This window comes from Pseudomonas sp. UTLPPB19802 (assembly GCF_059730225.1).
This window is the reverse complement of sequence record NZ_AP048545.1, coordinates 3,094,491-3,115,245: the sequence shown is the minus strand read 5'-3', so window position 1 is coordinate 3,115,245 and position 20,755 is coordinate 3,094,491. Positions and strand designations below refer to the sequence as shown.

The following is a 20,755-nucleotide window of genomic DNA, read 5'->3' as shown; positions in this document are numbered from 1 at the left end:
TCCTGATAAAGCAGATCAGCGCTCAAAAAAATATGTTTGCTCTTGACCCCGGATGGGGGTCGCAAAAAAACAGCGGTAAAGGGTCACGGTTGACAAAAACAACAACAGACCGCCCCTCAATAACAAGAAAAGAGCACACAAAACGCATTCAAGGGGAGCTTCGGCTCCCCTTCGTGTTTCTGGTCTTCGTTGAAATCCTCCCCTGCCCCGGCCCCCGGAACACAATCGGCGCTCAGCGCCAACGGCACGATCCTTCCACTTGCCCCCAACTCCAGCCTCGACAGAAACACGCTGAAAGCCGGTATGAACAGCTTGGCAAGGCCAATCCAGCTCAACCTGAACGCTGAGTGGCGGTCAGTAAAATCCCAAAGCCTACGAGCAATCCACCAAAAACCCGGTCAATCGATTGTCGTGCGGCCACCATTTTCTCGCGTACAACTCCGGCTGAGAAACACAGCGCGACCAGGCTGAACCAAACCACATGCGCTGCTGCGATAAACAGCCCATACGCGATTTGCACGGTCAGTGTGGTGTCCTGGTGCACTACCCCCATGAACAAGCTGACGATGAAAATCGACGTCTTGGGGTTCAACACGTTCGTGAGAAATCCCGCACGTAAAGCTGCCCGGCCTGACATCGCAGCCGCCGATGCGTCCGGCGGTTCCGTCGCAGGCCTGGAGCACAGCATTTTGATCCCCAGATAGATGAGATATGCAGCTCCAGCCAACTTTAGCGCAGTGAATAACCAAGGCGTTTGCTGAAGCACCAACCCTAGCCCGAGCAGCGTGTAGCACACGTGAACAAGTACCCCCATCCCGATCCCCACCGCAGTGAGAACGCCCGCGCGTCGAGACAGCAGCAACCCGTTGCGAGAAACCATGGCGAAATCCGGCCCTGGACTGATGCATGCGAGTACCGTAATAGTGATCACTGCTATCCATTCGCTCATGCTTTATCCTTCGAGTAGTTAATGTTAGAAGTCCATATTCACTGATCCTGCACTCTGGCACTAACGATGATTTCTGACGAAAAAGGTGACTACAGCTCACTGGTTTCCGAAGTGCGCATGCCGTCTCTGCTCGCGCTGCGTTGCTTCGAATCAGCTGGGCGGCTCGAAAGCTTCGCTCGTGCTGCTGACGAACTTCACTTATCGCCCGGCGCTATCAGTCGCGCAGTGCGTTTGCTTGAGGAAGACTTGGGAGTCGATCTATTTGAGCGGCGTAACCGAAGGGTTTTTCTGACAAATACCGGAAGGCGCCTGGCGAAGGCGGTGAGTGACGGGTTTGGGTTGATGAGCCAGGCAGTCGGCGAGATTCGCACCGACGCTCGTCGCGCTCGTCAGTTGGTTTTGTCCTGCGAGCCAACCTTGTTAATGCGTTGGTTGATCCCTCGCTGGAGCGACTTCAAGGCACGTCATCAGGGGATTGACATTCATCTTGTAGCGGGGGGTGGCATCTTTTCATTCGACCACGGCATAGACCTGGCCATCCGGCGGGACGATTTTCCTCGCCCCCACAATTATCGTGCCGAGACGTTGTTTCCAGAGAAGATCGGCCCTGTATGTCGGCCAGAGATGACAGATCACTGGTTTGGCAAAAGCAGCGAATGCCTGAGCGACTGCGCCCCATTACTTCAAACCGCCAGCCGACCTGCAGCTTGGCAGGAATGGGCCAATGCAAAAGGATTGCCCACTCCAACAGTGGAGATGCAACCTTTTGAACACTTTTACTTCAGCATCCAGGCAGCTGTCGCAGGCCTCGGTGTAGCCATTGGCCCGTGGCACCTGGTGCGCGACGATATCCAGAGTGGTGTGTTGGCAGCGCCATTGGGATTTGTCGAGGACGGCTCGCGCTACTGTCTTTTCTCCTCCACAGTCCTTAAGCCCGGCAGCCTGGAAATGGATTTGCTTGAATGGTTACGGGCAGTTGGCTGAAGGCTTTTACTGGTACCCGACAGAGAAAGGCATTGGCCGTGTGCACACGCTAATCGAGCCTATCGCCCTTCCCTGCGACGGTGAAATCTGAAAATCCACTTCCTGAGACACGATCAGTCGTAGCCGGGCTGCGGCGCGCAATGGCCACGCAGCCAGGCAAGGACGTGAGCCACCGTTGAGCAGGCACATTGGCCACGCAGGCCATTAGCACAAGCCCCAGTTCCACAGGCCATAACCGGCTATTTGAAATGCTCGAATTACTAATACTAACCAACTGAATTTGCTCAGTTTTTAAACTTTTACGCGCGAATATTCGGCATAAGCTGAAAGGCTCATTCAGCCAAAAGTCGATCCTTATGAGTCCCCAGAAAACCCCACTCGCCAGCACTGCCGCAGCGCGACGCTCGACCAGAAACCATCGCCTGATACTCAAACAACTGCCCTCCTGGCTGACCCAGGCCTCTGTCGAACGACGCCAGGCCTTCGCCACGCGCCTCAAACAGAGCCAGACTTCCAAAACCACGCTGGCGAGCCTGCTGGAAGGGTTCAAGAGCGTCGAGAGCTTTCTGCTGCCCACCGTACACGGTCAGTCCAGCCCGCTGTTCAACATTGTCTTCGAACAACAGGCCCGCGACGAGCTGGCGCTGCAGGCGGAAATCGCCCTGATCAAGGGACACGTGGACGCGTCGGCGCACCAGATGCTGCAAAGCCTGCTCGACACCCGGCAGCCAACCCGCTGAGATGGTCGTCCCGTGCGCTGCTACTCCCTGACCCTGCTCGACTTCCCGAACATCGACAGCGGCGCCTGGGGCACCTTGCTCAAGGGTGTCCTGTTGATTGAACACAGTCTCGCCTCGAGTAACGGCGACCTGCCGTGCGTGGCCTGCCTCTCGGGCGATGGGCAGCAGGCCGTCAAGCGCTACCCCTCCGTCAACGCCTTCCACAACGAACTGCGCGAACGCCTGCGGGACAAGACCTACCAGGGGTTCTTCAAGCGCTATGTTCACGTACGCACTCAACCGGCGTTTTTCCAGGCCCTCGATGACCGCCTGAATCCGCTCGACCCGACCACCCGGCAGCGCAAGCCGGATCTGAACGCCAACCTGCATTTTGAAAAAAACTCGCTGGGAGACAACCCCTTCAGCGAGTTCTGTGTCCTGCAGACGGTCAAGATGCTCGACGACGCCCGTGTCACGGCAGTTCCCACGGACGAAGAGGACAAAAAGACCCGTGCCGCGCGCCTGCACTCACTGATGAACTGGACCGTCAACCTGCTGTTCCTCGTGCCCGGACTCGGCGAAGCCATGCTGGCGGTCGCGGGCGCGCAAATGCTTGTCCAGCTCTACAACGGCATCGAGCAATGGCGCCACGACGAGAAAATGCAGGCGGTACTCGGCTGTATCGGCGTACTGCTGAACGTCGAGCTGCTGGGCCTGGGCACCGCAGTGACGATGGATTTTGAAGGCTCGTCGTTTATCGAGGGGCTCAAGCCGGTCAAGCCGCCGCAAGGCGCAGAGGTCCTGCGTCAGCTGCACCTGGACCAGCAATCGCCTCCCGCCCTGCTCGAAGACAGCGTGACCCGCTTCAAGCTCGACCGTGACCTCAACCAGCTGGTGCAGAGCCTGCAAAGCGGTGGTGCGGCCGACAGTTCCCTGGATGAATTGCACATGGAACTGCAACTGCTGACCACCGAGCCGGTGTGGCCGTCGAGCAAAGTCTTGCGGTTGCTGGACGGCCGTGGCGCGCCGCTCAAGGAATACCCCGCCGGCCAGGCAAGCGCGCTGAAAACGCATCGACGTTCGATGGCCCGGGCTCAACGCCAACCAACTGCTGCGAAAGGTCCTGCAGAACCTCGACGAAAGCGAAATCCGCAGCTTGTTGGGCGAGGACTTCAGAACCGGGCCCATCAGCCGGGATGCACGCACCGTAGCCCTCAGGCGCAAACTCGCGACCCAGGCCAGCAGTCGCCAAACGGCACTGTTCGACTCCCACTACAGCTATCGCAGCCAGACCAGCGACCCCGCCGTAGCCTTGATCCGCCAGACGTTCCCGGACCTGCCGGGGCCGGTCGCGCAGGAGCTGCTCGCCAACGCCACCCCAGCCGAACGAGGCCTGCTCTATGACGCCCGCAAGGTGCCGCTGCGACTGGCCGAAGAGGCCCGCTACTACCGCCGCACGACACGTCTTGCACGGACCGGCGAGGGCCTGTACCTGGACGCGATACACAACCCCGACAGTGACAGATTGATCCTGAGCCAGATCGGCAAGCTGCCCGGCTGGTCGGATCAGGTCCGCCTGGAAATACGCGAATCCCACTTCAGCGGCACGCTGCTCGACAGCCTCGGCGCACCGCAGGCACCGATTCGCAAGGTACTGGTCAAAACCGGCAACCAGTATGAGGCCTACGATGCCCTGGGCCAGGACCTGCACGGCCCGGACACGCTCTACAGCAGCGTGCTGCACGCGCTGCCCGATGCCGAACGCAAGGCCCTGGGTTTTGCGCAAACCCAGGAAGCGGCCGGCCTGAAACAGACCGTACTCGATCAACCCCTGCCCCCGCGCAAGGAGATGGAAAAACTGCTCGGCCTGCCCCCCATCAGACCTGACTACACTCCGCCCATGCGCCTGGCCGCCCGCCGCCCTGCGGCGGCGGCAGAGACAGGGCAACGAGGCCCCGCCACCCGCTCCGTGGCCTTCACCGAGCTGGCCCAACGCCTTTACCCCGACCATCACTGGCGAACGGTCGAGACGTTTCTCGGCATGCGCGGCCTGAACGACGTCGCGGCGGTCAACCGCCTCGGGGAACTGGAGGTCGAGTACCAGACCCTGTGCAACGAGCTCGACGCCTGGGTCGGAACACTGCCGCAAACCGGACCGCAGTCGTCGGCCCGACACTACATCGCCAGATCGATCAAGCAATGCTGGCGCCGTGACCACTTCCAGGGCGCCAACTCGCAGCCGGGACGCTATCACCTGAGTCTCTTGCTGTTCGACTCGACAGTCCGGCTACCGGTACTGTCGGCCAACTTCAGCCATGTCAGCAATCTGCTCCTGACCTTGGCCCTCCCCGATCTCATGGAGGGCCTGAACGCGTTCCTCGAGACGTTCCCCCAGTTGACCCAGCTGTACATCGGCGGCGGCTTCCTCAACGAGATTCCGCCAGCGGTGGGCTCGATGTCCGGTCTAACGCTCCTCAAGCTGGGCAACAACCGCATCGTCCTGACGGAGGAATCCGCCAATCACCTGTCCGGGCTGACTCAACTGAGGGAGCTGAACCTGGCGAACAACCCGCGCCTGGGTCGCTCACCGGATTTCACCGCCCAGCCGGAACTGATCCATATCGAACTGCAGAACACCGGGCTCACCACTTGGCCGACCGGCCTGCAGAACCTGACGCAACTGACCCGGCTGGACCTGAGCGCCAACCACCTGAGCACCATCCCCGAGTCAATCCTGGGCACCAGCGAGGAAGGTCAACGGATCGCCAGTGCCATCTACCTGCATGGCAACCCCCTCGAGGACGAGGCCGTGAGCGATGTCGTGGACTACTTCACGGAAACCGGGATCGACCTGGGACTGGACATGCCGCTCGACTCGGAATCGGATACCGACTTGAGCGATGACTCGCCGGTGCATAGCCCGCAGGGCTAGCGCGAGCCTGTTTCACGCGATGAAAGCGCCTGGGTGGAGGGACTCGACCGAGGGGGGCAGGACGCCTTTCGCAACAACTGGCTGCGCCTGGCCGGCGAGGAGCCGATCGATCAGTCCGAAGCCTTCTTCCGGGTCATCGGTGACCTCAGGGAATCGGCCGACTATGCCGACCCACTCACCCGTCCCGGACTGCTGGACAAGGTTCGGCGCATGGTCGATGCCGCCGTCGAGGACACCGCGCTGCGCGAGAAACTCTTCGCCAAGGCCAACGCGCCGCAAGGTGACGCCTGTGCCGACGGCATCGCCGTGGCGTTCAGCGACATGGGCTTCGATGTGTTGGTGCATGAAGCCTACACCGAAACGGACGCCAGCAGGATCGAGGCGAAACTGCTGCAACTGGCCAAGGGCAAATCACGCCTGGATCGCGTCAACGCCGAAGCCCGGGCAGTGATCAGCAGACGCCGGGCCAGGGGCGGGCGCCCGGATGAAGCAGAAGTCTACCTGGCCTTCCGTGTCGGCCTGGGGGAAAAGCTGCAATTACCTTGGCAAGCTTCGAAGATGTACTACACCCGGATTGCCGGGATCACTCCGGAACAGGTGGAGACGGCTTACCAGCTTATCCTCGCCCAGGAAAGCCAGCCGATGGACAGGGTCAGGCAGATTCTCGGGCGATCGTGTCCCGAGAAGTGGTGTAACTGAACCAGCCGAAGGTGCCCAGTGGGCAAAAGAGGATGGTCATCGTGGTTCTTGGCTAACGTTGAGTTTGCGGACTTAACCTTCACCAGAGAAACCACGATGACCAAGCCCACTATCGCATTGACCGAGCTGGAAATGTTCAATTGACAGCTGGCCCGATCAGACTTACGTTAACGTAAAGGTAAATACAAACACCTCTTCTACTGTGCTCAGTCCATAACAAAGGTGCCCCATGAGCTATCCGACCCTGAACTTCGACCTCGGCGAAACCCTCGACATGCTCCGTGATCAGGTGCAGGGCTTCGTCGCCCATGAGCTGGCCCCGCGTGCCGCACAGATCGACGCGGACAACCTGTTCCCCGCCGACATGTGGCGCAAGTTCGGCGAGATGGGCCTGCTGGGTATCACCGTAGCAGAAGAATACGGCGGTGCCGGTCTCGGTTACCTGGCGCACGTGGTGGCAATGGAAGAAATCAGCCGCGGCTCGGCCTCGGTCGCCCTCTCCTACGGCGCCCACTCCAACCTGTGCGTCAACCAGATCAACCGCAACGGCAACCACGCGCAGAAGACCAGGTACCTGCCCAAGCTGATCAGCGGCGAGCATGTCGGCGCCCTGGCCATGAGCGAACCCAACGCCGGTTCCGACGTGGTGTCGATGAAACTGCGCGCCGACAAGCGCGGCGACCGCTTCGTACTCAACGGCAGCAAGACCTGGATCACCAACGGCCCCGACGCCAACACCTACGTGATCTACGCCAAGACCGACCTGGAAAAAGGCCCCCATGGCATCACCGCCTTCATCGTCGAGCGCGACTGGAAAGGCTTCAGCCGCAGCAACAAGTTCGACAAGCTGGGCATGCGTGGCTCCAACACTTGCGAGCTGTTCTTCGATGACGTCGAAGTGCCCGAGGAAAACATCCTCGGCCAGCTCAACGGCGGCGTGAAAGTGCTGATGAGCGGCCTGGACTACGAGAGGGTGGTGCTCTCCGGCGGCCCGACCGGAATCATGCAGGCGTGCATGGACCTGGTGCTGCCCTACATCCACGACCGCAAGCAGTTCGGCCAGAGCATCGGCGAATTCCAGCTGATCCAGGGCAAGGTCGCCGACATGTACACCCAGCTCAATGCCAGCCGCGCCTACCTGTATGCCGTGGCCCGTGCCTGCGAACGCGGCGAAACTGCCCGCAAGGATGCCGCCGGGGTGATCCTCTACACCGCCGAGCGCGCCACCCAGATGGCCCTCGAAGCGATCCAGATCCTCGGCGGCAACGGCTACATCAACGAATTCCCCGCCGGACGCCTGCTGCGCGACGCCAAGCTCTACGAGATCGGCGCCGGCACCAGCGAGATCCGCCGGATGCTGATCGGTCGCGAACTGTTCAACGAAACCCGCTGAGGGGCGCGCACATGGCTATCCTGCACACGCAACTCAACCCGCGCTCTGCCGAGTTCGCCGACAACCGCGCGGTGATGCTCGAACAGGTCGGCGCCCTGCGCTCGCTGCTCGCCCAGGTCCGCCAGGGCGGCGGGCCCAAGGCCCAGGAACGGCATACTTCGCGCGGCAAGCTGTTGCCCCGCGAGCGGATCAACCGCCTGCTCGACCCCGGCTCGCCGTTCCTGGAAATCAGCCAACTGGCTGCCCATGAGGTCTATGGCGAAGACGTTCCGGCCGCCGGGGTGATCGCCGGCATTGGCCGCGTCGAAGGCATCGAATGCATGATCGTCGCCAACGATGCCACGGTCAAAGGCGGCTCCTACTACCCGCTCACCGTGAAGAAACACCTGCGCGCCCAGGCTATCGCCCAGCAGAACCGCCTGCCATGCATCTACCTGGTGGACTCCGGCGGCGCCAACCTGCCACGCCAGGACGAGGTGTTCCCGGACCGCGAACACTTCGGACGGATCTTCTTCAACCAGGCCAACATGAGCGCCCAGGGCATCCCGCAGATTGCCGTGGTCATGGGCTCCTGCACCGCCGGCGGCGCCTATGTGCCGGCGATGGCCGACGAAACCATCATGGTCCGCCAGCAGGCGACCATCTTCCTCGCCGGCCCGCCGCTGGTGAAAGCCGCCACCGGTGAGGTGGTGAGCGCCGAGGACCTCGGCGGTGCCGATGTGCACTGCAAGGTCTCCGGCGTTGCCGACCACTACGCCGACAGCGACGAACACGCGCTGGCCCTGGCCCGGCGTAGCGTCGCCAACCTCAACTGGCGCAAGCTCGGCGAACTGCAACAACGCACGCCGATTGCCCCGAACTATCCGGCCGACGAGTTGTACGGAGTGATCCCGGCCGATGCCAAGCAGCCGTTCGACGTGCGTGAAGTGATCGCCCGGCTGGTGGATGGTTCGGGGCTCGACGAGTTCAAGGCGCTGTTCGGCACCACCCTGGTGTGTGGTTTTGCCCACCTGCATGGCTACCCGGTGGCGATCCTGGCGAACAACGGCATCCTCTTTGCCGAAGCGGCGCAGAAAGGCGCGCACTTCATCGAACTGGCCTGCCAGCGTGGCATCCCGCTGCTGTTCCTGCAGAACATCACCGGGTTCATGGTCGGCCAGAAATACGAGGCCGGCGGCATCGCCAAGCACGGCGCCAAGCTGGTGACCGCAGTGGCCTGCGCCAAGGTGCCGAAGTTCACCGTGATCATTGGCGGCAGCTTCGGGGCCGGTAACTACGGCATGTGCGGACGCGCCTACGACCCCCGTTTCCTGTGGATGTGGCCGAACGCACGGATCGGCGTGATGGGCGCCGAACAGGCGGCCGGCGTGCTGGTGCAGGTCAAGCGCGAACAGAGCGAGCGCAGCGGACAGGCGTTCACGGCGCAACAGGAGGCCGAAATCAAGCAGCCGATCCTCGACCAGTACGAACATCAGGGCCATCCGTACTACTCCAGCGCGCGCCTGTGGGATGACGGCGTGATCGATCCGGCGCAGACCCGCGACATCCTCGGCCTGGCCCTCTCGGCGGCGCTGAATGCGCCGATCGAGCAAAGCCGGTTCGGCGTATTCCGCATGTGACCTTGAGGCCCTATCGCCAGCAAGCCGGCTCCCACAGGGGCCACGTCAGGCCAGTACCTTGCGTGGGATTTACCGAGGCGTCGGACCGCCGTGAATAAGAATCCCCCACAAGGTTGTGCATGACTGCCAACTCGTGCAACGCCGCCGGACCGTGGGAGCCGGCTTGCTGGCGATAACGATCAACCAAACGCTGCAACCCTCCAGCCGGAGCGCTCAGAATGACCGATTTCAATACCCTCGAACTGCAGACCGACCCACGGGGTTTCGCCACCCTCTGGCTCAGCCGCGAAACCAAGAACAATGCGTTCAACGCCGAAATGATCCGCGAGCTGATCATCGCCCTGGACCGGGTCCAGGCCGACCCGGCCCTGCGCTTTTTGCTGCTGCGCGCCCGTGGCCGGCATTTCAGCGCCGGCGCCGACCTGGCCTGGATGCAGCAATCGGCCGAGCTGGACTACCACACCAACCTCGACGACGCCCGTGAGCTGGCCGAGCTGATGTACAACCTGGCCCGGTTGAAACTTCCCACCCTCGCCGTGGTGCAGGGCGCGGCCTATGGCGGCGCGCTGGGCCTGATCAGTTGCTGCGACATGGCCATCGGTGCCGAGGACGCCCAGTTCTGCCTGTCGGAAGTGCGCATAGGCCTGGCTCCGGCAGTGATCAGCCCGTTCGTGGTCCAGGCCATCGGCGAACGAGCCACCCGCCGCTACGCACTCACCGCCGAACGCTTCAGCGGCGTGCGCGCCCGTGAACTCGGGCTGTTGGCCGAATGCTACCCGGCCGCCGACCTGGACCAGCAGGTCGAGACCTGGATCGACAACCTGCTGCACAACAGCCCGCAAGCGATGCGGGTGAGCAAGGACCTGCTGCGCGAAGTCGGCGGCGGTGCCCTCACCCCTTCCCTGCGCCGCTACTGCGAAAACGCCATTGCCCGCATCCGGGTCAGCACCGAGGGCCAGGAGGGCCTGCGCGCCTTCCTGCAAAAACGCCCGCCTGCCTGGCAAGCCGGATCCAACAAGGAGTCCCATTGATGAACGCCCCCGTGATCACCTCCCTGCTGGTCGCCAACCGGGGCGAAATCGCCTGCCGGGTGATGCGCACCGCCAAGGCCATGGGCCTGACCACTGTCGCCGTGCACAGCGCCATCGACCGTGACGCCCGCCACAGTCGTGAAGCCGATATCCGCGTCGACCTGGGCGGCAGCAAGGCCGCCGAAAGCTACCTGCAGATCGACAAGCTGATCGCCGCGGCCCAGGCCAGCGGTGCCCAGGCGATTCACCCCGGCTACGGTTTCCTCTCGGAAAACGCCGACTTCGCCCGTGCGGTCGAGGCGGCCGGGCTGGTCCTGCTCGGCCCGCCCGCTACGGCCATCGAGGCTATGGGCAGCAAGTCCGCCGCCAAGGCACTCATGGAAACCGCCGGGGTGCCGCTGGTGCCCGGCTATCACGGCGAAGCCCAGGACCTGGAAACCTTCCGCGAGGCCGCCGCGCGCATCGGTTACCCGGTGCTGCTCAAGGCTACCGCCGGCGGTGGTGGCAAGGGCATGAAGGTGGTCGAGGACCCCGCCCAACTGGCCGAAGCCCTGGCCTCGGCGCAACGTGAAGCACAGTCATCGTTCGGCGATTCGCGGATGCTGGTGGAAAAATACCTGCTCAAGCCGCGTCACGTGGAAATCCAGGTGTTCGCCGACCGCCATGGCAACTGCCTGTACCTCAACGAACGCGACTGCTCGATCCAGCGTCGCCACCAGAAGGTCGTCGAGGAAGCCCCCGCCCCCGGCCTCAGCCCGACGTTGCGCCAGGCCATGGGTGAGGCCGCTGTACGTGCCGCACAAGCCATTGGTTATGTCGGTGCCGGCACCGTGGAGTTCCTGCTCGACTCGCGCGGCGAGTTCTTCTTCATGGAAATGAACACCCGCCTGCAGGTCGAGCATCCGGTCACCGAAGCCATCACCGGCCTCGACCTGGTCGCCTGGCAGATCCGCGTGGCCAGCGGCGAGCCGCTGCCGATCAGCCAGCAGGAAGTGCCATTGCTGGGGCATGCCATCGAGGTCCGCCTGTATGCCGAAGATCCGGGCAACGACTTCCTCCCCGCCACCGGGCGTCTCGCAGTCTATCGGGAGTCGGCAGCCGGACCGGGGCGCCGGGTCGACAGCGGCGTGGCCGAGGGTGACAGCGTCTCGCCATTCTACGACCCGATGCTGGGCAAGCTGATCGCCTGGGGCGAAACCCGCGAACAGGCCCGCCTGCGCCTGCTGGCGATGCTCGACGAATTCGCCGTCGGCGGGCTCAAGACCAACCTGGCTTTCCTGCGACGGATCATCGCTCACCCGGCCTTTGCCGCGGCGGAACTGGATACCGGTTTCATCCCACTCTACCAGGAACAGCTGCTGCCAGCGGCCGAGCCACTGGGCGACGAGTTCTGGCAGGTGGCGGCCCAGGCCTGGGTGCAGAGCCTTGGCGAGCCCCGTCGCAAGGACGACCCCTTCTCGCCGTGGGCCGAACGCAACGGTTTGCGCAGTGGGTTACCCAGTGAAACCGTGCTGCACCTGAGCTGCCGCAACGAAGACCGCGCGGTGACACTGGCGGCGAATGCGACCATTACGCTGCAAGGCGACGAGCTGTCCATCGAGCAGCAAGGCTTGCGCCAGCGCCATCGGGCGATCCGCCGCGGCGACGAGCTGTACCTGCAGTGGCAGGGAGAACTGCTGGCGCTGAGCGCGTTCGATCCGATCGCTGCGGTCGAGGCCAGCCACGGTCAACAGGGCGGCCTGACGGCACCGATGAACGGCAGCATCGTTCGGGTGCTGGTGGAGGTTGGCCAGTCGATCGAAGCCGGGACGCAGCTGGTGGTGCTCGAAGCCATGAAGATGGAGCACAGCATCCGCGCGCCCCAGGCCGGGGTAGTCAAGGCGCTGTATTGCCAGGAAGGCGAGATGGTCGCCGAGGGTAGTGCATTGGTGGAGTTGGAGTAACCCGCCCACCTACGCCCCACTCGTGTAGGAGCGGGGCTTGCCCGCGAAGAGGCCTGTAAGGTCGCCAAAAGCTTCGCGGGCAAGTCGCGTCGTTGCACCGCTTGCTCCTGCAACAATCACGGCCCCTCAGATCTGTGCACACCAACAGCCTGCGTACAGAAACAGATTCTTCAGAACTTCGCAGTCGCCTGCACGACCACTCCGATAATGCTGTAGTCATCGGTAAACAGAATCTTCGGATAAGTCGGGTTCAAAGGCTTCAGATAATTCTGACCACCCTCCTGAACCCATTGCCGGAAAACCGCTTCCTCGCTGTCCCGCAGACGCGCAACCACCAGCTTTCCAGGCTCGGGCTCAATGTCCGGGTCCACCAGGATCAACATCCCCTCCGGCACGCTGATCCCCAATGGCGCGGTCATCGCGTCTCCCGACACCTTGAGCCAGAACGCCTCGCCCGAAGCATAGTGATCCGCCACTTCGTAACAGGCGCCGGCGACGTCCTCGGCCCCTGGCTCACAAGTGCGCACCACCGTCCGCCAGTCACTGACCGGATAACGGAACGCCGACGTGGTGTCGTAAGGCTGTCCATCGCGCTCGCCAGGCAACTGCACCGCCACCGAACGGTCGCGGATCACCAGGGCGATTTCCAGATGCCCCATGCCCAGGGCCAGGAAAACCTTGTTCATGGTTTCGAGATCCGGCTGGCGACGCTTGTTCAACCAGTGGCCGACGCCGCCCTGGGATACCCCAACGCGCTCTCCGAGTTTTTCTTGGGTGAGGCCAAGTTCACGTAACTTGGCTCTCACCAGTGCAATCCATTTATCCATGGACGGCACAATACGGGCTGTACTCAACGGATCAATACACAAAATGTATTATATGTCACAAGCATCAGAGTACAGTTGGTACTAATCTGGGACTGCTGTTTCGAATTCCCCTCAAAGGCAGGCTCTCCATGACTTCCACCATCAAGAACAAGGTCGATATCGACCCCACGCCCCCCTACGAATCGCTCAGGGACGGGCCCGCAACCCGGCGGGCGCTCGATTATTATTTGAAACCAACCGTTTCAACCTCGCTTTCCGAGGGGAACACCCATCGGGTCTGCGAGGACCGGTTGTTCGCCGTGCGCCAGAATCTCAGCGCCGAAGAAGCAATGATCCATGCTTCCGATCTACTGCGCTGCGCCGCTGCCACCGCCTATGAGGCGGCCGACGCCCTGCAGGGTTCGTCCCGCGACCTGGCCTTTTCCGTGGTGCACATGATCGACATGGCCAAGGCCATGGTCGACCGCGCCGTGAATGTCCAATATCCGGCGCCGTGACACGCGCACGCGCGTAGCGGCCAATACCCGGCTACTGACAGAGAAAATCGAAGTCTGGAGAGGAGTGGAAAAATAATTTCCAAAAGGGACAGGAAAACATTTGACTTGCAAATGATAATGATTATTATTGCAAGCAGCTGATCGCGAGATCAGTCGATAACCCCGGAGACCTTAGGTCGGACTCCTGGATTATCTCCTCATCAGGCTAATCACGGTTTTTGACCCGGCTTTTTGCCGGGTCTTTTTTTTTGCACCCGTTTTACGGGTTCGGCTTCAGGCTAATGAAGACTTTGGCGCTGCCATCTTGAGGGGGCAGTCGCGATGGCGCGCATGATAGCAAAGGACTATCTATCAATGAAAGACCGCCTGGCCAGGCAGTCGAGCGGAAAAATCGCTGAAGTACTTGAGAATCAATATCATAAACACTACCCTGAGATTGCGTCAGGGACGACGCCCCCTTCCCCGTGTCAGGTCTGACACGCCTCGGCCAACCGCCGCTTGCCGTGTACAGTAGCAACCACAAGACATCATATTCGAGAACACAGACTATGACCGTGGTTCTGCCTTCACTCAAAATCAGCAGCGATTTCGACAGCGGCAACATTCAGGTACTGGACGCCAGCAACCCCCGGCACCTGCTGCTGGCCATCGAGCCGGACACCCGCAGCCAGCACTTCCAGTGGTTTCACTTCAAGGTCGAGGGCCTGCAACCGGGCCAGCTCTATACCTTCGAACTGACCAACGCCAGCCAGTCCTCCTACAACAAGGCCTGGACCGGCTACCGTGCCGCGGCCTCCCACGACCATCATGACTGGTTTCGCACCGACACCCGCTTCGATGGTGAAAGCCTGCACATCCAGTTCCAGGCCGAGCAGCCGCAAGCCTGGTTCGCCTACTTCGAGCCCTACAGCCGCGAGCGACATGGCTGGCTGATCGAGCAGGCCCTGACCCACGCCGGTACCGAACGGCTGGCCACTGGCAAGAGCGTCGAGGGCCGTGAAATCCCGTTGCTGCGCAAGGGCAACGGCGACGCGGGCAAGCGCAAGGTCTGGCTGATCGCCCAGCAGCATCCTGGCGAACACATGGCCGAGTGGTTCATGGAAGGGGTGATCGAACGCCTGCAGAACCGCGACGATGCGGAGTTGAACGCACTGCTGGCCGTTGCCGACCTGTACCTGGTGCCGAACATGAACCCGGACGGCGCATTCCATGGCCACCTGCGCACCAATGCCATGGGCCAGGACCTCAATCGCGCCTGGCAAAGCGCCAGCCCGGAAATCAGCCCGGAAGTATTCTTCGTCCAGCAGCAGATGGCCCAGTATGGCGTGGACCTGTTCCTCGACATCCACGGTGACGAGGAAATCCCCTACGTGTTCACCGCCGGCTGCGAAGGCAACCCTGGCTACACCCCGCGAATCGCCGAGCTGGAACAGCAGTTTCGCAGCCACCTCAGCGCCCTGACCCGGGACTTCCAGACCACCCATGGCTACACCCGCGACCTGCCCGGAGAGGCCAACATGACCCTGGCCTGCAACAGCGTCGGCCAGCGATACGATTGCCTGTCGCTGACCCTGGAAATGCCGTTCAAGGACAACGACGACGCCCCGGACGCGCGTACCGCCTGGTCGGGCAAGCGCTCGGCGCAACTGGGCAAGGACGTGCTGACCAGCATCGCCGATATCGTCGGACGTCTGCGCTGAGGCTGGAACTGTTTGCACCCGGCATTCCTCGAACGCAGAGGCTGCACCGTGAGGAGCCGGTTTGCCGGCTGCCACAGAAATCAGAGCAAGAGCCCAGCGTGGCTCGCCGTACCGACAAGGATTCCGCATGACCGCCCTCACCACCCAGGCCCCCACCCGTCCGGGGCGCCTGGAACAGATGTCGACCCGCATCGCCTTCTTCATCGCCGGCTTCGGCGTCGCCGCCTGGGCACCGCTGGTGCCCTACGCCAAGGCCCGGACCGGGCTCGACGAAGGTACCCTCGGCCTGCTCCTGTTGTGCCTGGGCGTCGGCTCGATCATTGCCATGCCGGTGGCCGGTGCCCTCGCCGGGCGCTTCGGCTGCCGCCGGGTGCTGACCGTCGGCACCCTGCTGATCTGTGCCGCCCTGCCCCTGCTGGCCACCGTCAGCTCGGTCCCCTTGCTGGTGATCAGCCTGTTCCTGTTCGGCGCCGGACTCGGCACGGTGGACTCCACCGTCAACCTGCAGGCAGTGATCGTCGAGCGGGCCAGCGGCAAGACCATGATGTCGGGTTTCCATGGCCTGTTCAGCCTCGGCGGCATCGCCGGTGCGGCCGGGGTCAGCGCCCTGCTTGGCCTGGGCCTGTCGCCGCTGGGCGCCATCGGCGTGGTGATCCTGTTCCTGCTGGTGTCGCTGTTCAAGGCCGCGCCGCACCTGCTGCCCTATGGCAGTGAAAGCTCCGGGCCGGCGTTTGCCGTGCCCCACGGCGTGGTGCTGTTCATCGGCCTGCTGTGCTTTACCGTGTTTCTCGCCGAAGGGGCGATGCTGGACTGGAGCGCGGTATTCCTCAGCGCCGAGCGCCAGGTGCCGGATGCCTATGCCGGACTCGGCTACGCCGCCTTCGCCCTGACCATGACGATCGGTCGCCTGACCGGTGACGCTATCGTCCGGCGCCTGGGGGCCAAGCGGGTCATCGTGATGGGCGGGCTCACCGCTGCGGCAGGATTGGCCCTGGCCACCCTGACTCCCGACTGGGAGGCGGCGCTGGTGGGTTACGCGCTGGTCGGTGCGGGTTGCTCGAATATCGTGCCGGTACTGTACACCGCTGTCGGCAAGCAGAAGGTCATGCCGGAAAGCATCGCCGTGCCGGCGATCACCACCCTGGGTTATGCGGGGATTCTGGCGGGCCCGGCGGCGATCGGTTTCATCGCCCATGCGAGCAGCCTGGGCCTGGCATTCCTGTTGATTGCGCTGATGCTGGTGGGGGTCGCGATCAGCGGCAAGATCCTGCGGGTCTGAGCCACTGCTGGCGCGCACTCGCTCGTCGCACCTGTGGCGAGCGGGCCCGGTTCCTCCAGGCCCTGTAGCGGCCACCAGCGCATCAGAAACCCACGCTTGCCTGCACGAAGAACGTCCGTGGCTCGCCCGCATAGATCCCCGCGTTGTTGTCACTCGAGCGAGTGAAGTAACGCTGGTCGAACACGTTGCGCACCCCCGCCCCAAGCTTCAGGTTCGACAACTGCGCACCGAAGTCGTACGCACCACGCACATCCCAGGTCATGTAGCCGGGAATGTTGCCGTACTGGCCATCGGCAGTCGGCTGGGTGATGTAGTTGCCGTTGAAGCTGCCGTCGGCATTGGTTCCGGTCCCCGGCGCCCGCTGGGCGGACTGGGCGAAACCGTCGAGGTTGTAGGTCCAGCGATTGACCGCATAACGCAAGCCGACATTGAGCACCTGGCGCGAGTACAGCGGCAGGTCGCGGTCCTTGAAGCCCGGGATATCGCCCTGGGAAGTGGCCTTGGTGTAGGTGTAGCCCAGGTTCGCCGTCAGGCCGTCGAGCGCCGGGTTCAGGTCCGACAGATCGTAGTGCACGGAAGTCTCGATCCCCTGGTGCCTGGTCGCACCGAGGTTGGTCCAGCCCACGTCGTTGCTGACATACTGCAGCTCATCGGCGAAGTCGATGTAGAACAGCGTCATCTCGCCGCCCCACACACCATTGTCATAGCGCGTGCCCAGCTCGTAGGTCTTGGCCTTCTCCGGCTGCAGGCCGTTGGCAGTGCTGTCGCCATTGCCGCCCTGGGCGACCTGGAAGTACTGCAGGCTGCCAAAAGAGGTCTCGTAGTTGGCGAACAGTTTCCACGCATCGGAGAGGTGGTACATCACACTCAGCGCCGGCAGCGGCTCATTGCTCTCGACACTGCGATTCTTCTCCTGGACCCGCACGCCGTTGGTGCCCAGCACCGCCCGATCATGCCAGTCGGTGTTGATGCGCTCGAAGCGGATGCCCGGGGTGATGGTCCACTTGCCCACATCGATCTTGTCGTCGATGTAGAAGGCGTTGGCCTCGGTGCCACCCGTACGGTCCTGGTAGACATGGCCATCGGACGTCGGAGTGACGGTCGGCACGTTGTTGAGCAGCGCCAGCCGGCTGGTCGATTCGTGCATCGCTTCGCGCAGGTAACGGTAGCCGACACTGACTTCCTGGCTGGTCTCGCCCAGTTCAAATACCCGGGAGGCCCGCGGCTCGACACCGATGGTGTAGTAGCTGCGCGGGAAGGAACCGAGGGTCTTCTGGTCGCGGGCGGCAATGTTGCTGCCACGGAAGCTGTCGGTGTAGTAGGTCAGCACCTCGACCTGGGTCTGGTCATCCACCTGCCGCTTGTATTTGAAGGAAATGTCCTTGCGCCGACCGGTGAAGTTGTCGTGGTCGCGCACCGACTGGTACGGCTTGGCATCGTACTGCTGCTGGGTCAGACCGCCGGGCATGTCGGCATTGGCATCGTAGTAATGCAGGTTCAGCGAGAAGTCGTCGACATCGGTCGGCGCCCAGTGAGTCTTGAGCAATACGTCGTTGATGTCGTTGCCGTTGTTGCTTTCGCGATAGCCCTGGCCCTTCACGCCGGAGTACAGCAATGCCGCGCCGAAGCCGTTATCGGCGGTACCGCCGAGGAATGCCGTGTCCAGGTGCTTGACACCACCGTAGCGGGTGGTTTCCAGGGTGGTGCCGACTTCGCCGGAGAACTTCTCGGGAATCGCCCGGGTCACGAAGTTGATCACCCCACCGACGTTCTGTGGCCCATAACGCACGGAACCGGCGCCGCGGACCACGTCGATGCTGTCCAGGTTGCCGACCGACACCGGCGCCATCGACAGTTGTGGCTGACCGTACGGCGCGAACGCCGCCGGCACGCCATCGATCAACACGGTGGAGCGTGGCGACAACCGCGACGTCAGGCCCCGCACGCCGACATTGAGGGAAATATCGCTGCCACCGGTGCCGTTGTTTTCCTGCACCTGCACGCCGGGCACGGTCTTGAGCGCATCCTTCACGTTCATCGCACCCTGCTCGAGCATCGCCTGGCGACGCACCACGGTACGCGCGCCCGGATGGTTCTGCACGATCGCCTGGTCGGCATCGCCCAGCCAGTCACCCACCACCTTGACGTCCAGCGGGGCCAGCTCCAGCGAACCGCTGGCGGCCGGAGCGGCCTGGCGCAGGGTCACCGAACCGTCCTGCAGGTCGTAGTCCAGGCCACTGCCGCGCAGCAGCACGTTCAGCGCCTCTTCCGGCGACAGGTTGCCATCGACCGCCGGGGCCTGCTTGCCGGCCACCAGTTGCGGATTGAAGAACACTTGCAGGGAGGTCTGCTGACCCAGCTGGCTCAGGGCCGATGCCAGCGGCTGGGCCTGGATATGAATGGCGCTGTCGGCCTGGGCCGCCTGGCTCACGGCCGCGGTGCCAGCTACGGCCAGCGCCAAGGCGAAGGCCTGGGAGCTGGGCAGTGCGTTACGGATCGCCTGGTAAAGCGCGTTGGGCTTGTTGTTGTTCACGTCTGACCTTGTCCTGTTGTTCGCAAACAGATGCGAGCGTTAATGCAAACCAGTTGCAGTTGGACAGAAGACGACGAGCTCGAAAAAAACCTGAATCTATTTTGAAATTATTTCCTGGCCGCCATCGGCACGGCTGCGCACGGCTACCGGCAGGATGTTCGGCAAGGCCTTGAGCAAGGCGTCGGTGTCGTTGACCTTGAACACGCTGGTCAGGCGCAGGTTACCCACCGCCGGGGTCGCGACCGTCAGCGGCTTGTCCCGGTAGCGCGAAACTTCGGCGACCACCTCGGCCAGGCTGGCGTTGTTGAACACCAGCTTGCCACTACGCCAGGCAGTCAGTTCCTCGGGTTTCACCGATTGGGCCGGCGCGACGTGGCCCTGGGCATCGATCCGCGTGCCAAGGCCGGCAGTGAGGCTGACAAACTGGTCGTCAGCGGCGTTGCGCCCCTGCACCTTGACCGTCCCCGCCTCGACCACCACCTGCGTCTGGGTCGGATCGCGGCGCACGTCAAAACGGGTGCCGGTGACCGTCACCTTGCCGACGCCGGCCTGCACCACGAAGGGTCGACTGCTGTCGTGTTCGACGCTGAACATCGCCTCACCCTGCTCCAGCTCGACCGAACGCCGGTCACGCTCATAGTTCACCAGCACCCGGCTGCGGCTGTTGAGATCGATCACCGAACCATCCGGCAACGCCACCTGGCGGCGCTCGCCGAGCACCGTGGTGAACGTCGCACTGTAGGGCGCCGGATGATCCAGGCCACTGAACAAGCCCAGCCCGAGCGCGACCGCGACCACCCCGGCAGCCACCGCATGACGCAGCAGTGGCCGACGCCGGGCACGCTCCGGCGGCACCTCGCAGAGTGCCTGCAAGCGCGCCTGGGGCAGCTGGTCGGTGGCGCTCCAGAGTCCCTTGAGCAGGTCGAACTCGTCCTGGTGCAACGGATGTTCGTGGCGCCAGGCATCGAACTCGGCCTGCTGTGCAGCGCTCAGAGGCGCCTCCTGTACCCGCACGAACCAGGTGGCGGCTTCGTCGCGAACCGTGTTGGGATCGCAACTGCAATCACGGGTATCCATCATGGAAAGTCCTGTCCGGGTGAAGTGTGCATCGCCTTGTCCATCATTGACCCGGACCATCCAGGCGCTCACGCAGATGCCGCAGGGTGCGGATCATATACTTCTCGACCATGTTCTTGGACAGTCCCAGGCGCTCGGCGATCTCCGCCTGGCTCAGGCCTTCGATCTTCTGCCAGACAAATGCCTTGCGGCAGTTGACCGGCAACTCGGCCAGGGCCCGCTCAATGGAATCGGCCAGCTGGATGGCATGCATGAAATGCTCCGGGTCGCCGCTGGACGGCGCACTGTGATCGATCGCTTCCAGTTCCAGGGTGCCACGCCGGTCTTCGCGACGATAGGCATCCACCGCGATATTGCGTGCGGTCTGGTGCAGGTAGGCCCGCGGCTGCTCGACGCTCCCGGCCTTGCTCTCCAGCACTCGCACGAAGGTATCGTGCGCCAGATCCTCGGCTTTCTGCCGGTTGCGCAGGCGGCGAGTCCAGGTGCCGATCAATTCTTCGTAATGCTCGAAAAAACCGGGTCTGCGAGGTGGCTGGAGGTTCATGGCGGCGGGCTATGAAGGCGGGGCGTTAA

General features: G+C 62.9%; 17 protein-coding genes. 12 read left to right on the top strand and 5 right to left on the bottom strand.

Annotation, left to right across the window (positions count from 1 at the left end):
• Window positions 1-331 precede the first annotated feature (331 nt).
• Window positions 332-949 (bottom strand): LysE family translocator, encoded by a 618-nt coding sequence (locus tag AC6I6U_RS14010; RefSeq protein ID WP_497882511.1) that lies wholly within the window; start codon window positions 947-949, stop codon window positions 332-334.
• Window positions 950-1,015: 66 nt separating this feature from the next.
• On the opposite strand from AC6I6U_RS14010, the gene AC6I6U_RS14005 reads away from it, so the two are divergent.
• From AC6I6U_RS14005 to AC6I6U_RS13965, 9 genes are all read left to right on the top strand, one after another.
• Entirely contained in the window at window positions 1,016-1,933 is a 918-nt protein-coding gene (locus AC6I6U_RS14005; RefSeq protein WP_497882510.1) for a LysR family transcriptional regulator, read from the top strand.
• A 356-nt stretch (window positions 1,934-2,289) separates the two neighbouring features.
• Window positions 2,290-2,673: a hypothetical protein gene (locus AC6I6U_RS14000; RefSeq protein WP_497882509.1), complete on the top strand. Its 384-nt coding sequence runs from the start codon at window positions 2,290-2,292 to the stop codon at window positions 2,671-2,673.
• Window positions 2,674-2,685: 12 nt separating this feature from the next.
• Complete coding sequence (locus tag AC6I6U_RS13995) at window positions 2,686-4,056, top strand: dermonecrotic toxin domain-containing protein (protein WP_497882508.1); 1,371 nt, start codon at window positions 2,686-2,688, stop codon at window positions 4,054-4,056.
• Window positions 3,965-5,584 carry a leucine-rich repeat domain-containing protein gene (locus AC6I6U_RS13990; protein ID WP_497882507.1) on the top strand — a complete coding sequence of 540 codons (1,620 nt, stop codon included), beginning with the start codon at window positions 3,965-3,967 and terminating at the stop codon, window positions 5,582-5,584. Before AC6I6U_RS13995 ends, AC6I6U_RS13990 begins: the two co-directional genes overlap by 92 nt.
• Window positions 5,585-5,617: 33 nt before the next feature.
• Complete coding sequence (locus AC6I6U_RS13985) at window positions 5,618-6,283, top strand: NEL-type E3 ubiquitin ligase domain-containing protein (protein WP_497882506.1); 666 nt, start codon at window positions 5,618-5,620, stop codon at window positions 6,281-6,283.
• 229 nt (window positions 6,284-6,512) lie between these two features.
• Complete coding sequence (locus tag AC6I6U_RS13980; RefSeq protein WP_497882505.1) at window positions 6,513-7,676, top strand: isovaleryl-CoA dehydrogenase; 1,164 nt, start codon at window positions 6,513-6,515, stop codon at window positions 7,674-7,676.
• Window positions 7,677-7,687: 11 nt separating this feature from the next.
• Window positions 7,688-9,295, top strand: a complete 1,608-nt coding sequence (locus AC6I6U_RS13975) for a carboxyl transferase domain-containing protein (protein WP_497882504.1) — start codon at window positions 7,688-7,690, stop codon at window positions 9,293-9,295.
• Window positions 9,296-9,513: 218 nt separating this feature from the next.
• Window positions 9,514-10,326 (top strand): gamma-carboxygeranoyl-CoA hydratase, encoded by an 813-nt coding sequence (locus AC6I6U_RS13970; RefSeq protein ID WP_497882503.1) that lies wholly within the window; start codon window positions 9,514-9,516, stop codon window positions 10,324-10,326.
• Window positions 10,326-12,269: an acetyl/propionyl/methylcrotonyl-CoA carboxylase subunit alpha gene (locus AC6I6U_RS13965; RefSeq protein ID WP_497882502.1), complete on the top strand. Its 1,944-nt coding sequence runs from the start codon at window positions 10,326-10,328 to the stop codon at window positions 12,267-12,269. The genes AC6I6U_RS13970 and AC6I6U_RS13965 overlap by 1 nt, the downstream gene beginning before the upstream one ends.
• A gap of 170 nt (window positions 12,270-12,439) precedes the next feature.
• On the opposite strand, the gene AC6I6U_RS13960 is transcribed toward AC6I6U_RS13965, so the two are convergent.
• Window positions 12,440-13,096 carry a LexA family protein gene (locus AC6I6U_RS13960; protein WP_497882501.1) on the bottom strand — a complete coding sequence of 219 codons (657 nt, stop codon included), beginning with the start codon at window positions 13,094-13,096 and terminating at the stop codon, window positions 12,440-12,442.
• Between the two features lie 128 nt (window positions 13,097-13,224).
• Here AC6I6U_RS13960 and AC6I6U_RS13955 point away from each other — a divergent pair, with 128 nt between their 5' ends.
• The 3 genes from AC6I6U_RS13955 to AC6I6U_RS13945 all read left to right on the top strand — a co-directional run bounded on the left by AC6I6U_RS13955 (window position 13,225) and on the right by AC6I6U_RS13945 (window position 16,572).
• Entirely contained in the window at window positions 13,225-13,593 is a 369-nt protein-coding gene (locus tag AC6I6U_RS13955) for a DUF6124 family protein (RefSeq protein WP_497882500.1), read from the top strand.
• A gap of 548 nt (window positions 13,594-14,141) precedes the next feature.
• Window positions 14,142-15,293: a M14 family metallopeptidase gene (locus AC6I6U_RS13950; RefSeq protein ID WP_497882499.1), complete on the top strand. Its 1,152-nt coding sequence runs from the start codon at window positions 14,142-14,144 to the stop codon at window positions 15,291-15,293.
• Between the two features lie 127 nt (window positions 15,294-15,420).
• Window positions 15,421-16,572 carry an MFS transporter gene (locus tag AC6I6U_RS13945; protein WP_497882498.1) on the top strand — a complete coding sequence of 384 codons (1,152 nt, stop codon included), beginning with the start codon at window positions 15,421-15,423 and terminating at the stop codon, window positions 16,570-16,572.
• An 82-nt stretch (window positions 16,573-16,654) separates the two neighbouring features.
• Here AC6I6U_RS13945 and AC6I6U_RS13940 read toward each other — a convergent pair whose 3' ends face one another.
• The 3 genes from AC6I6U_RS13940 to AC6I6U_RS13930 form a co-directional block, all read right to left on the bottom strand.
• Window positions 16,655-19,105, bottom strand: coding sequence for a TonB-dependent siderophore receptor (locus AC6I6U_RS13940; RefSeq protein ID WP_497882497.1), 2,451 nt, complete (start codon window positions 19,103-19,105; stop codon window positions 16,655-16,657).
• Window positions 19,106-19,201: 96 nt separating this feature from the next.
• Window positions 19,202-20,185: a FecR family protein gene (locus AC6I6U_RS13935; protein WP_497882496.1), complete on the bottom strand. Its 984-nt coding sequence runs from the start codon at window positions 20,183-20,185 to the stop codon at window positions 19,202-19,204.
• Window positions 20,186-20,225: 40 nt separating this feature from the next.
• On the bottom strand, window positions 20,226-20,726 hold the full coding sequence (locus AC6I6U_RS13930; protein ID WP_497882495.1) for a sigma-70 family RNA polymerase sigma factor: 501 nt from the start codon (window positions 20,724-20,726) through the stop codon (window positions 20,226-20,228).
• Window positions 20,727-20,755 lie beyond the last annotated feature (29 nt).